Origin of the sequence: Janthinobacterium sp. LM6 (genome assembly GCF_002002885.1) — a bacterium.
Taxonomy (GTDB): Bacteria; Pseudomonadota; Gammaproteobacteria; order Burkholderiales; family Burkholderiaceae_D; genus Janthinobacterium; species Janthinobacterium kumbetense.
Map to the genome: position 1 here is coordinate 5473615 of NZ_CP019510.1, position 13222 is coordinate 5486836.

The following is a 13222-nucleotide window of genomic DNA, read 5'->3' on the forward strand; positions in this document are numbered from 1 at the left end:
TTTAGCAAGCCCATTTCTATTTAGACTGGGTCATACCAGAGCGCCATGCGCGCCATCGTCACAGGAGAATGCATTGACAGACCATACGCAGAAGGCCATGCCAGGCCCGCCCACCGACCTCGAGTCGACGATCAGCCATCTGCTGCGCTTGCGCGACACGCTGGTCACCACCGCGCAGACCCTGCGCGACATGCACTTTGAACAGAACACGCCGGCGCGCCGCGCCGCGCTGGAAGACACCAGCATGCTGCTGGACAAACTGTCGCGCATGTATAGCGTGCCACCGGTTCAACAACAACAACAACAACAACAACAACAACAACAACAACAACAACAACAAGGAAAAAAACCATGAAGTCGTCCAGCATCAAGTTCATGTTCGCCTCGGCCCTGGCCGTCGTCGGCCTCGTCATTGCCCTGGTGGGTTTCGGCATCTACCGCGTCAGCCTGGCATCGGCGGCCGTCAGCGCCGCCCACGATTCGCGCTATGCCTCCTACCTGCTGGCGGACGAAATGCGTCAAAGTTCCGACGACCTGACCCGCCTGGCGCGTACCTATGTCGTATCGGGCGAGCCGAAATGGGAACAGCAATACCTGGAAATTCTCGATATCCGCAGCGGCAAGAAAGCGCGCCCCGCGCAATACGAAAAAATCTACTGGGACTTCCGCGCCGCGGACATCGATCCGGGCAAGGGCTCGGACAAGGCCATCGCACTGACGAGCCTGATGAAGGCGGCTGGCTTCAGCGCGGCCGAATTCGCCAAGCTCAAGGAAGCGGAAGTCAATTCCAACGAGCTGGTACGCACTGAAACGGTCGCCATGAACATGGTCAAGGGCCTGTACGCGGACCAGAGCGGCGCCTTCACGCGCCAGGATGCACCCGACCTGGCCAAGGCGCGCAGCATGATGCACGATGCGGCCTACCATGCCGCCAAGGCCCGCATCATGCGCCCGGTCGACGAGTTTCTCGGCATGCTGGACCGCCGCACGGGCCAGGCCATCGAGGAGGCGGAACAGGCCAAGCACTTCTGGTTCGGCGCACTGACCGCCGTCGCCGTGCTGCTGATCGCCACGCTGGCGGCGGCCCTCTGGTATGTGTATCGCCAGATCGCCGTTTCGCTCGACAACGCGGTGCGCCTGTCCGACGTGATGGCCTCGGGCGACCTGTCGGCCGACATCCGGCGCCAGGGGCCGGCCGAAGTGGCCAGGCTGCTGGGCGCGCTGGCCAGCATGCGCGACAGTCTGACGGCCGTAGTCGCGACGGTGCGCCACAACTCGGAAAGCGTGGCGCTGGGCAGTGCCGAAATCGCCGCCGGCAACCAGGACCTGAGCGCCCGCACTGAAAGCCAGGCCAGTGCACTCGAGCAGACCGCCGCCTCGATGGAAGAACTCAGTTCCACCGTCAACCAGAATGCCGACAACGCGCGCCAGGCCAACACCTTGGCGCAACAGGCATCGCAGGTGGCGCTGGCCGGCGGCGCCGTGGTCGCGCAGGTGGTCGACACCATGCGCGGCATCCATGCCGCCAGCAAGCGCATCGCCGATATCATCAACGTCATCGACGGCATCGCCTTCCAGACCAACATCCTGGCGCTCAATGCTGCAGTGGAAGCGGCACGCGCCGGCGAGCAGGGACGCGGTTTTGCCGTCGTCGCCACCGAGGTGCGCAGCCTGGCCGGCCGCAGCGCCGAAGCGGCCAAGGAAATCAAGTTGCTGATTAACGACAGCGTGGCCCGCGTCGAACAGGGCACGACCCTGGTCGACCAGGCCGGCAGCACCATGACGCGGGTCGTCGACAGCATCACCCGCGTCACCGACATCATGGCCGAAATCAGCTCGGCCAGCGTCGAGCAGAGCGCCGGCGTCGCGCAGATCGGCGAAGCCGTGACGCAGATGGATGAAGTGACGCAGCAGAACGCAGCCCTGGTGGAACAGATGGCGGCGGCGGCCATCAGCCTGAAGCAGCAGGCCGGGGAACTGGTGCAGGCCGTCAGCGTGTTCCGCCTGGCGGCGCCCGCCGCCGCCAGGCCGTTGGCAGCCGCGCCGCGCGCCAGCACCATCCTTGCCCCACGCCCCGCCGCAATGCGGCCGCCGCAGGTGACGCGCATCAGCGCCGGCAGGCCCGCCCCGCGCCGCAAGGCCACGGAGACTGACTGGGAAGAGTTCTGACAGGCTGCCGGAACGCGGTGCCGATGGCCGTCACGGCATCGGCGCCGCCGTTGGCGGCGCGCACAGGCCAATAGCGCAGCAAGCACTGCCTGCAAACAAAAAACCCGCTGACCTTTTCAGGTAAGCGGGTTTCTGATGAAACTTGGTGCCGTTGGCCGGAATCGAACTGGCGACCTTCACATTACGAATGTGCTGCTCTACCAACTGAGCTACAACGGCGAAGACCCACATTCTACAAACAATGCACAAAATTTGCTAGTGTCAACGCGAACTTTTTTGCATTTTTTTAGCGGCCCGGCTGCAGACCGCTGAAAATCGTAGGAAAGTGCGGCTTTTACTCCGCGTGGTAGGCGGTGACGCGGGCCACTTCGTCCTTCGAGCCGAGGAAGACGGGCACGCGCTGGTGCAGCTTGTGCGGGGCGATGTCCATGATGCGCTGCTGGCCATCGGTGGCGGCGCCGCCGGCTTGTTCGACGATGAAGGCCATCGGGTTCGCTTCGTACATCAGGCGCAGCTTGCCGGGCATCGACGTGTCGCGCAGGTCGGCCGGGTACATGAAGATGCCGCCGCGGTTCAGGATGCGGTGCACGTCGGCCACCATCGAGGCGATCCAGCGCATGTTGAAATTGGTGCCGCGCGGGCCCGTGTCGCCGGCCAGCAGTTCGTCGACATAGCGCTTCACGGGCGGATGCCAGTGGCGCGCGTTCGACATGTTGATGGCGAATTCCTTGGTCGTCGGCGGAATCTGCATATTGCTTTGCGTGAGAACCCACGAACCCATCTCGCGGTCCAGGGTGAAGCAGTTCACGCCATTACCGAAGGTCAGCACCAGCATGGTTTGCGGACCGTACACGGCGTAGCCGGCCGCCACTTGCTTGCTGCCGGCTTGCATGAAGTCCTGCTCCGTCGGCTCGCCCATGCCTTCCGGCGCCTTCAGCACCGAGAAAATGGTGCCGATGGAAACGTTGACGTCGATGTTCGACGAACCATCCAATGGGTCGAACAGCAGCATGTATTCGCCCTTCGGATAGCGGTTCGGGATCGGGTGGATCGATTCCATCTCTTCCGACGCCATGGCCGCCAGGTGGCCGCCCCATTCATTCGCTTCCAGCAAAATCTCGTTGGAGATGATGTCGAGCTTTTTCTGCACTTCGCCCTGCACGTTTTCCGTGTCGGCCGTGCCCAGCACCTCACCCAGCGCGCCCTTGCTGACGGCGTGGCTGATGGTTTTACAGGCGCGCGCGACGACTTCGATCAGCAGGCGCAGTTCGGCCGGAATGCTGTTGTTCGAGCGCTGCTCTTCAACCAGGTATTGCGTAAGACTGATGCGTTTCATGAAATCCCTCTGTTTTAATAGCTTTTTGATAAATTTTTTGCGGTGTTAATTGGCCAATGCCTTGGAAACGACTTCCATCACGTCATTCGACAGGCTGGCCTGGCCGGCGACTTTTTCCAGCGCGTCGCGCATATGGCTTTGCAGCGCGGGTACGTAACGGCGCCAGCGGTCCATGGAGCGCGCCAGGCGGGCGGCCACCTGCGGGTTCAGGGCGTCGAGCGCGATGACTTGCTCGGCCCAGAAGGCGTAGCCGCTGCCGTCAGCCGCATGGAATTGCGACGGATTGCCGTTCGTGAAATTGAAGATCAGACTGCGCGCGCGGTTCGGATTTTTCAAGGTGAAGGCCGGATGCGTCATCAGCTGGCGCACGGCTTGCACGTCGGTCGATGGCGCGGCCGCCTGCATGGCGAACCACTTGTCGACCACCAGCGCTTCGTTCTCGAAATCGGCATAGAAACTGGCCAGCGCGGCCTGCGCGTGCGATGGCGAACCCGAATGGATCAGGGCGCCCAGCGCTGCCGCGCGGTCCGTCATGTTGCCGGCGCTGTCGAACTGCTGCTGCGCCAGCGCCAGTTCTTGCGCGTCCGGCGCGATCAGCAGGTAGGACAGAGCCAGGTTTTTCAGCGCGCGCTTGCCGGCCGACAGGGCATCGGGGCTATATTCGCCCGGCGTCTGGTTGGCGCGGTATTGCGCCAGCAGTTCAGGTTTCAGGGCCGCCGCGATGATGCGGCGCATGAACTGGCGCGCCGCGTGGATCGCTTGCGGGTCGACTTGCGCCATGCGCTCGGCGATGATGGTTTCCGACGGCAGGATCAGGGCCAGCTCGCGGAAGGCAGGATCGAGCGTTTCATCGGCCAGCAAGGCGCGTTGCGCTTCGATGAAGGTGTCATCCAGCGCCAGAGTCTCGCCGGCGGCGACGGCGCCGGTCAGTTTCAGCAGGCGCTCCATGGCCAGGCGCTGTCCAGCTTCCCAGCGGTTAACCGGGTCGCTGTCATGGCGGAACAGGTGCAGCAGTTCCGCGTCGGTGTAATCGTATTCCAGCACCACGGGCGCGGAAAAGTCGCGCAGCAGCGACGGCACGGGCAACTCCGTCACATTCGTGAAGCGGAAAGTCTGCGACGCTTGCGTCAATTCCAGCACGACGCTGGCAACGCCGTTCGACACGACGCCATCGACGTGCAGCGGCAGATCACGGCCATCGGCGGCCAGCAAGCCGACGGTGACGGGGATGTGGAAAGGCAGTTTTTTCGGCTGGCCTGGCGTGGCGGGGCAGCTTTGCGCCAGGGTCAGCTCGAACGTCTGGCTGGCCGCATCGTAGCGCGTGGACGCCGTGACAACGGGCGTACCCGCCTGGCTGTACCAGCGCTCGAACTGGGTAAAGTCGCGGCCATTCGCGTCGGCCATGGCGGCGCGGAAGTCGTCGCACTGCACGGCCTGGCCATCGTGGCGCTCAAAGTACAGATCCATGCCCTTGCGGAAACCGTCGCGGCCCACCAGAGTCTGGTACATGCGCACCACTTCGGCGCCCTTCTCGTAGATGGTAACCGTATAAAAATTATTGATCTCGACGAAAGAATCGGGACGCACGGGATGGGCCATCGGGCCCGCGTCTTCAGGGAATTGTGCCTGGCGCAGGGTGCGCACCTGGTCGATGCGCGTGACGGCGCGGCCCGTGTCCGTGCCGATCATGTCGGCCGAGAACTCCTGGTCGCGGAAGACCGTCAAGCCTTCCTTCAGTGACAGCTGGAACCAGTCGCGACACGTCACGCGGTTACCGGTCCAGTTATGGAAGTATTCGTGGCCCACCACCGCTTCGATGCCCGCGTAATCGACGTCCGTCGCCACGCGCGGATTGGCCAGCACATACTTGGTATTGAAGATGTTCAAACCCTTGTTTTCCATGGCGCCCATGTTGAAATCGCCCACGGCGACGATCATGAAGCGGTCCAGGTCAAGTTCCAGGCCGAAACGCTCCTCGTCCCAGCGGATCGAGTTTTTCAGCGACTGCATGGCGTAGTCGGTTTTATCAAGGTTGCCGTCTTCCACCCACACCTGCAGCAGCACTTCGCGGCCCGACTTCAGCGTGTAGCGTTCCTCCTGGCATACCAGGCGCGCCGCCACCAGCGCGAACAGGTAGGACGGCTTCTTGAACGGGTCTTCCCACTTGGCGTAATGGCGGCCGTCGCCGAGGTCGCCCTCTTCGATCAAGTTGCCATTCGACAACAGCACCGGATACTTGTCCTTGTCGGCGCGCAGCATGACCGTGTACTTGGCCATTACATCCGGGCGGTCCGGGAAGAAGGTGATGCGGCGGAAGCCTTCCGCTTCGCACTGCGTGAAGAAATTATGGTTCGACACGTACAGGCCGGACAGCGAGGTATTGTCCTGCGGCGCCAGCACGGTTTCGATATCGAGCGTCACCTCGTCCGGGGCCTTGGGGATGGTCAGCATGCCCGCCGTCAGCTTGTACTGCGACGGCTTCAATACCTTGCCATTCAGGCGCACCAGCACCAGTTCGATGTGTTCGCCGTGCAATTCGATGCTGCGGCTGGTGCTGGCCGGGTTATGGCGCATTTGAATCCGGCTCGCCACCACTGTGCGGGCGGGATCGAGATCGAAACCAAGTTCGACGCTGTCGACCAAAAAGCTGGGCGGCGTGTAATCTTTGCGGTAAATCGTCTGAGGGCTGTCTGTGCGCATAGGGATTTGGGTGGGAGCGGAGGCAAAAGCCTATTTTACCAACACCAGCCCCCGATAGTCGCGATTCAGGTCAGGAATGTTGGATTCCCTTACACGCAGACATGCCAGGTAACATTCTGTAATAATGAATAGAAACAAATAGAACTATTCTTATAATACTAAGCGATGAATTGCGTCTACTAATCAGGAGGTCATGCAATGAAACGATATCTCACCATCATGATGGCCGCATTGACCGTGTTGCTCACCGGATGCGCCACCACCATACGCAGCGATGTGACCGTATTCCATGAGTGGCCTGCGCAATTGCAGGACAAATCATATGCATTTGAAACGCCAGATGCCGAAAACGACACGCTGGAATACCGCAGCTACCAGAACCTGGTGCGCGCGGAACTGGCCAAACATGGCTTCGGCGAAGCGTCCGGCCCTGCGGCAGCCAATTTGCGCGTGGCGATGCAGTTTTCCACCGTCGACTACCCTGAGCGCGTGCTGCAGGCATCCGATCCATTCTGGTATGGCCCCGGCTACTGGCCTGGCCGCTACGGCTACCGCTACGGCGCATGGCCAGGCTATGGCCGCTTTGGCTATAACCCCTACTGGTATGGCCCGATGGACGTGGAAGAAAGCGTGCGCCATAAATACGAACGCGAATTGCGCGTGACGATCAATGACCGCCACGGCAAGAAACTGTACGACGTAACCGTGCAATCAACCAGCAACAAGCGCGCCACGTCGCAAGTAATGCCGGCCATGGTCGCCAGCGCCTTTGCCGACTTCCCCGGCCAGAGCGGCGTGCCCCGCAAGGTCGAAGTCAAGATAGACTGAGAGCGCCAGCCAAAACCTGCTGCGCGTCGCGCTTTGCGGCCGGCGATGCTCACCGTACTAAAGTACGGTTGCGCTTCTCGGCCACAAATCACTGCCGCTCGCTACGGTTTTGTCAGGCGCGAGAAGTCTGGAGTACTTTAAAAAACCGGCTGGTGCAGCGATGCGCCAGCCGGTTTTTTTATGTCTGCGTTTTATGCCTATGAGTAATACGCCTCGGCGGCAAAGGTGAGCGCGCCGATCAGGGCCACGGCCAACAACAGCACGATCAGCAGGCGGCCGAACTTCGGCGTACCGTCTCTTTCGCTGCCGCCGCTCATGGCACGATGATGGTCGAGCCGGTCGTCTTGCGCCCTTCCAGGTCCGTGTGCGCCTGGGCGATATGGGCCAGGCCGTAGCGCTGGTTGATCTCGATCTGCACTTCGCCGCTGCTGACGACGCCGAACAGCGAGGTTGCCATCTCTTCCAGATTCGCACGGTTCGAGGCATAGCTGAACAAGGCGGGACGCGTGATGAAGAGCGAACCGCGCGATGCCAGCTCGCTGAGGGTGAAGGCCGGCACGGGGCCGGAAGCATTGCCGAAGCTGACCATCATGCCCAGCGGCGCCAGGCAGTCGAGCGAACCCGTGAACGTGTCCTTGCCGATGGAATCGTAGACGACGGAGACACCCTTGCCGCCCGTGATCTCGCGCACGCGCTCGACGAAGTTTTCCGTGTTGTAGTTGATGACATGGGCCGCGCCATGCGCCTTGGCCAGCGCCGCCTTTTCATCGGAACCGGCCGTGCCGATCAGGTTCACGCCCAGCACTTTCGCCCACTGGCAGGCGATCAGGCCCACGCCGCCCGCGGCCGCGTGGAACAGGACGGTATCGCCCGCCTTCAGCGCCACCGTGCGGTGGAACAGGTATTGCACCGTCAAGCCTTGCAGCATCATGGCGGCGGCCGTATCGAAACCTATACGCTCGGGCAATACCAGCAGCAAGGCCGCCGGCAAGTTACGCTGCTGCGCATACGCGCCATTGATGCGCGCCGCATACGCCACCCGGTCGCCCACCTTCACTTCGGTGACGCCCTCGCCCACCACCTCGACGATGCCCGCCCCCTCGACACCAAGGCCATTGGGCAGAGGCTGCGGATACAAGCCCGTGCGGAAATACACGTCGATGAAATTGAGGCCGATGGCCTCGTGCTTCACGCGCGCCTCGCCGGGACCCGGCGGCGGCAGCTCCACATCCACGTATTCCATCACGTCCGGGCCGCCCACGCGCTGTACGCGGATGGCTTTGGTGGTAATCGTTGCGCTCACAATATGCTCCTTGAAGAAGAATCGGGAAAAACGTCAGGCGGCAGCGCTGGCCCGCGCCTGCAGTTGCGACAGCACCAGGTGCGCCGACGACAAATTCGTTGCGCACGCCACGTTGTGCACGTCGCAGGCGCGCACCAGGGCGTTGATGTCCGGCTCGTGCGGCTGCGGCGTCATCGGGTCGCGCAGGAAGATCACGCAATCGATCAGGCCTTCCACCAGCAGCGAGCCGATCTGCAAGTCGCCGCCGAACGGGCCGGAATGCTTGCGCTCGACGGCCAGGCCCAGCTCATTGATCAGGCGGCCGCCCGTGGTGCCCGTGGCCGACAGTTCACAGCCCTTGAGAAAATCCAGGTATTCGCCCGCCAGGGTAATCATGTCATCTTTTTTCTTGTCGTGGGCAATCAGGGCGATGCGTGTTTTCATGGTGAGGACCATTTCAGTGGGTGAAGGAATTATTTCTTTTTCGACAGCAAGTAAATGCCGGCCAATACCAGGCTGGTGCCAGCCAGTTGCCAGTTGGTGATCGGTTCATCGAGGATCATGGCGCCCAGGAACAGGGTCGACACGGGGCCGATCATGCCGGCCTGCGAAGCGACGGGCGCACCGATGCGCTCGACGGCGATCATCGTCATGAAGACGGGCATCACCGTGCAAAAGATGCCATTTAGCAAGGACAAGCCATACACGGGCATGGGCTGGATCAGCAGCTCGACGGGGCGCAGGATGAAAAATTGAGCGATGCAGGCAAAGCTGGCCACGCACATGGCATAGCTGACCAGGCGCATCGAGCCGATGCGTTTCACCAGTTCGCCCGAACCGAGCAGGTACACGGCATACGCACAGGCCGAGCCCAGCACCAGGGTGGAACCGAGCGCCACGTTGCTGGCGCCGCCCTGCAAGTCGTGCACGAACACCAGCACGATGCCGCAGTAGGAGGTGAACAGGGCCAGCCATTGAAGGCGGCTGATGCGCTGCTTGAAGTACACGGTGGTAATCAGCAGTACGAAGGTGGGCGTGAGGAACAGGATCAGGCGCTCCAGCCCCACGGAAATGTATTGCAGGCCCAGGAAATCCAGATAGCTGGACAGGTAATAGCCGACGAGGCCCAGCCCGACGAGGCGCCAGCGGTCGCTGTTGGACAGCGGCGGCTCCGTGCGCATCTGCCAGCAAGCGATGACGGCGAACACGGGCAGCGAAAAAATCATCCTGAAGGCGATCAGGGTGACGGCGTCGATCTGGTAGCGGTACAGCAGCTTGGCGACGATGGCCTTGGTGGAAAACAGTACCGCCCCGCCCACGGCGATGGCCAGGCCACCGAGGTAGACGGAACGGGGAATCGATGCAGGGGTTGCTTGCGGGGAACTGGAGCTCATGCCCAGATTGTAATGGCAAAAGCGAAAGCAAGCTGATAACCCCAACGGCAAATACCGGGGTCGGACCCTGAGGGTCCGACCCCAGCCTTCTTTGGGGTTGACGTTTAAGAAATAAGTTTAAGAAATGACCACCGCCGCCGCACCCGCCGTCACCGTCGCCGTCGTCACGCGCGCAATCACGTTCGACGGCGCCGCCGTGCCGACCAGTTTATTCACCTGCTTGAACTGCGCCACCAACTTGCCCGGCGTCAAGGTGACCACCGTGTAGCCCTGCGCATCCGTATTCAGATGCTTGATCCACGGGTTGTTGCCCAGGCCGGACAATTGCTGCGCCAGGCCCAGCAGGGTCACGCTGAAGTCAGTGCTCGCTTTCAAGCCAGCCTGCACGGCGGCGACCGTCGCATCGAGTTGCGCTTCCGGTACGCCCTTGGCGGCCAGGGCGCCGCGCAGTTGCACGCGCAATTGCTCCAGCAGGCTGTCGACGGTGGGCGCCGCCTTGCCCATCGTGTAATCGAGCAGGTTGATGTCGAGATTGACCGTGCCCAGGCCCGTGACGGGAATGACCAGCGGATAGCTGACGAGGGTGCCGATATCGCCCATGCTGCCAGCAGCCGACTTCAGGTAGCTGAAGAAGGAGTCGGAGCTGACGCCGGCCGACACCAGGTCCACCATCACGGGCGTGCCGCCGCCGGCCGCGTCGAAGTCATCGCTGACCGTGCCCGCAAAAAACGAGTGGATGTCGCCCGTGATCGCCACCACGTTGCCGATGGCATTGTTTTTCAGGTGCGCCATCAGATTCTTGCGCTCGCTGTTGTAGCCATCCCACTGGTCGCAATTGAGCAGGAAGCGCGTGAAAAATGGCGTCAGTGCGGCCTGCTGGCCGGAAGCGGCGACAAAGCTCGATGCGGCGCCCTTGGCTTGCACGTCGGGCTTGATCCAGCCGAAGGCGATCACTTGCGCGGCCGCCACCGGCGAAGCGCTGTTGTAGGCAGCCACCGTGATGCCGGCCTGGGCCGCGCTCAAGCCGGCGCCCACGGCAGCGGCGCCCTGCGCGCCGGCATTGGCTGCCGCGCCGGCAATCGCCATGGCCGCCGCTTGCGCCAGGGTCGATGACGCGCCCGCCGTCGAGGCCGCCACGATGGCGGACGCCAGCGGCACGCTGCCGCCCACCAATGGCAGGGTGCTGGCGATGGCTTTACCCACGTTGGCCATGGCGCTCAGGGCCAGCAAGGTGGCGATCGCATCCGTGCCATTCAAGCCCATGCGCAGCAACGACACTTCATTGCCCCACAGCTTCCAGGTCGACGTGGCAGCCTTCATCTTGCCCTTCCACCAGTCGCGCTGCGTGCTGCCCAGCATGCCCACTGCCGCCAGCGGATCGGTGCCGGCCTTCGTGGCGGCCGCCATTTTCTGCCCTTCCACGCTGTCGAACAGCGCTTGCGGCACCAGGTAGCGGCTGCCGATGCTGCCCAGCGGCTTGCCCGTGGCCGGATTGATGGTCGACTCGGCGATCGCATGGTCGGCGCGGTACAGGCGCTCGTCCGTCATCACCAGCTGCATCAGTTTGCCGAACTGGAAATCGCGGTAAATCTGGATATTCTGGAACGTCGTCGCGGCGGCGTCGAACGTGACGTCGGCCGGCATGTATTCGAACCACGCCTGGTTGGCGCTGCGGCGGCGGGCCGGCTGGTGCAAATCGCTGCCGTCCGTCGCCACGATGCCTTCATAGGTGGACGCATCCTGCCAGGCGTCGTCCGTGAATTCATGGTCATCCCAGATGGCGATGAAGGCAAAGCGCTCGTGCACGGCTTGCAGGCGCGCATCGGTGCGGTATTTCTTGTACAGGTAGCGGTAATCGGCCACGGTGGTCGCATATTTGGCGCCGGACGTGCCGCTTTTATACGTGCCGTCGGGCAATTTCAGCTGGTCGTGGCGGCTTTCCACGGCACCGCTCTGGAAGGCTTCGCCCACCGTCTCATAGATGTAATCGCCCAGGTGGACGATAAAATCGAGCGATTCGTTGGCGGCGATGTGCGACAGCGCGCCCCAGTGGTTGATGCTCCAGTCCTGGCACGTCAGGTAGGCGAATTGCAGCTGTGCAACGTCGCTGGTCGCGGCAGGCGCCGTCTTGAAACGGCCCACGTTCGAGCGCACGTCGCCGGCGATGAATTGGTAAAAATACACCTGGCCCGGCTGCAAGCCCGTCACCTTGTGGCGCAGCGTGTTGTCGAAATCGGCTTTCAGTGGCAATTTCGCATCGACGATGGGCGTGCCGGCCAGCGCCGTGTTGCCGCCCAGGGCGGCCGTATTATCCAGCGCGCTGACGATCAGGCGCACGGCGACCTCTTCCTTGCCAGCCGTGACGGGCGCGACGGCGTCGAAACTGGCGGGCACGACGCGCGTCCACAGCATGGCGCTGTCGGCGCGCGGGTCGCCCGACGCCACGCTTTGCGGGAATTTCCAGTCGCTGCCCGAAGCGAGCGGCACGCCCGGATCGCTGTAATCGGTGCTGCCGCAGGCGGCGAGGCCGACGGTGGCCACGGAGACGGTAATGAAGCCGCCCAATTTCAGAAATTGCCGCCTGTCCATTTGACTTGCCATGATGTCGCGCCCTCGATATGGTGAAAGCGCGTCACTTTAGCAACAGATTGTGTCATCCTGATGACGGGGCCATGCCGCTTCGCAGGGGGCCGATATGCTAAAATGTCGGCCACAATTGAACACCCGTCTAAGGAAGATTCGACATGGCAGGACATAGCAAATGGGCCAATATCAAGCATAAAAAGGCTGCCACCGATGCCAAGCGCGGCAAAATCTGGACGCGCCTGATCAAGGAAATCACGGTCGCGGCCCGCATGGGCGGCGCCGACGCCATCACCAATCCGCGCCTGCGCCTGGCAGTCGACAAGGCGGCCGATGCGAACATGCCAAAAGACAACGTCCAGCGCGCGATCAACCGCGGCAGCGGCGGCGTCGATGGCGCCAACTACGAAGAAGTGCGCTACGAAGGCTACGGCGTGGGCGGCGCAGCCGTCATCGTCGAATGCATGACCGACAACAAGGTGCGCACGGTGGCTGAAGTGCGCAACGCCTTCAACAAGAACGGCGGCAACATGGGCAACGAAGGCTCGGTCGCCTTCATGTTCCAGCACTGCGGCCAGTTGCTGTTCGCGCCGGGCACCGACGAAGACAAGCTGATGGAAGCGGCCCTGGAAGCGGGCGCCGACGACGTCATCGCCGATGAAGAGGGCGGCTTCGAAGTGGTCACTCCCGTGCACGATTTCGCCGCCGTCAAGGAAGCGCTGGAAGCGGCCGGCTTCAAGGCCGAAGTGGCCGAAGTCATCATGAAACCGGCGACGGAAACCGTCTACACGGGCGACGACGCCATCAAGATGCAAAAGCTGATCGATGCGCTGGAGTTGCTGGACGACGTGCAGGAAGTGTTTACGAATGCCCTGATCGAAAACTAAGCAAAAAATAAGCTATACACCTCAAGGGCGGCGCCGCCGCCCT

At 62.4% G+C, this 13222-nt stretch carries 10 protein-coding genes and 1 tRNA gene; 4 read left to right on the top strand and 7 right to left on the bottom strand.

Features of this window, described 5'->3' with window-relative positions:
• Positions 1–73 precede the first annotated feature (73 nt).
• Together BZG29_RS23995 and BZG29_RS24000 are read left to right on the top strand one after the other, a co-directional pair.
• On the top strand, positions 74–355 hold the full coding sequence (locus BZG29_RS23995) for a hypothetical protein (RefSeq protein ID WP_077408190.1): 282 nt from the start codon (positions 74–76) through the stop codon (positions 353–355).
• Entirely contained in the window at positions 352–2169 is a 1818-nt protein-coding gene (locus tag BZG29_RS24000; protein ID WP_077408192.1) for a methyl-accepting chemotaxis protein, read from the top strand. Before BZG29_RS23995 ends, BZG29_RS24000 begins: the two co-directional genes overlap by 4 nt.
• A gap of 143 nt (positions 2170–2312) precedes the next feature.
• On the opposite strand, the gene BZG29_RS24005 is transcribed toward BZG29_RS24000, so the two are convergent.
• The 3 genes from BZG29_RS24005 to pepN all read right to left on the bottom strand — a co-directional run bounded on the left by BZG29_RS24005 (position 2313) and on the right by pepN (position 6205).
• Positions 2313–2388: transfer RNA gene (locus BZG29_RS24005), tRNA-Thr, on the bottom strand.
• A 115-nt stretch (positions 2389–2503) separates the two neighbouring features.
• On the bottom strand, positions 2504–3505 hold the full coding sequence (locus tag BZG29_RS24010) for a class 1 fructose-bisphosphatase (protein WP_077408194.1): 1002 nt from the start codon (positions 3503–3505) through the stop codon (positions 2504–2506).
• Positions 3506–3550: 45 nt separating this feature from the next.
• The gene (pepN, locus tag BZG29_RS24015) at positions 3551–6205 is read right to left on the bottom strand and encodes an aminopeptidase N (RefSeq protein ID WP_077408196.1); all 2655 of its coding nucleotides are present in this window, start codon (positions 6203–6205) and stop codon (positions 3551–3553) included.
• 198 nt (positions 6206–6403) lie between these two features.
• On the opposite strand from pepN, the gene BZG29_RS24020 reads away from it, so the two are divergent.
• Entirely contained in the window at positions 6404–7033 is a 630-nt protein-coding gene (locus BZG29_RS24020) for a DUF4136 domain-containing protein (RefSeq protein WP_077408198.1), read from the top strand.
• Positions 7034–7346: 313 nt separating this feature from the next.
• Here the strand turns inward: BZG29_RS24020 and BZG29_RS24025 are convergent, their stop codons facing one another.
• The 4 genes from BZG29_RS24025 to BZG29_RS24040 all read right to left on the bottom strand — a co-directional run bounded on the left by BZG29_RS24025 (position 7347) and on the right by BZG29_RS24040 (position 12298).
• Positions 7347–8276 (bottom strand): quinone oxidoreductase, encoded by a 930-nt coding sequence (locus BZG29_RS24025; RefSeq protein WP_253192913.1) that lies wholly within the window; start codon positions 8274–8276, stop codon positions 7347–7349.
• Between the two features lie 93 nt (positions 8277–8369).
• The gene (locus BZG29_RS24030; protein ID WP_034786684.1) at positions 8370–8759 is read right to left on the bottom strand and encodes a methylglyoxal synthase; all 390 of its coding nucleotides are present in this window, start codon (positions 8757–8759) and stop codon (positions 8370–8372) included.
• A 29-nt stretch (positions 8760–8788) separates the two neighbouring features.
• Positions 8789–9709 (bottom strand): EamA family transporter, encoded by a 921-nt coding sequence (locus BZG29_RS24035; RefSeq protein WP_077408202.1) that lies wholly within the window; start codon positions 9707–9709, stop codon positions 8789–8791.
• 117 nt (positions 9710–9826) lie between these two features.
• Positions 9827–12298, bottom strand: a complete 2472-nt coding sequence (locus BZG29_RS24040; RefSeq protein WP_077408204.1) for an alkaline phosphatase D family protein — start codon at positions 12296–12298, stop codon at positions 9827–9829.
• 155 nt (positions 12299–12453) lie between these two features.
• Between BZG29_RS24040 and BZG29_RS24045 the strand changes: the two genes are divergently transcribed.
• Positions 12454–13179 (top strand): YebC/PmpR family DNA-binding transcriptional regulator, encoded by a 726-nt coding sequence (locus BZG29_RS24045; protein ID WP_077408206.1) that lies wholly within the window; start codon positions 12454–12456, stop codon positions 13177–13179.
• Positions 13180–13222: the final 43 nt, after the last annotated feature.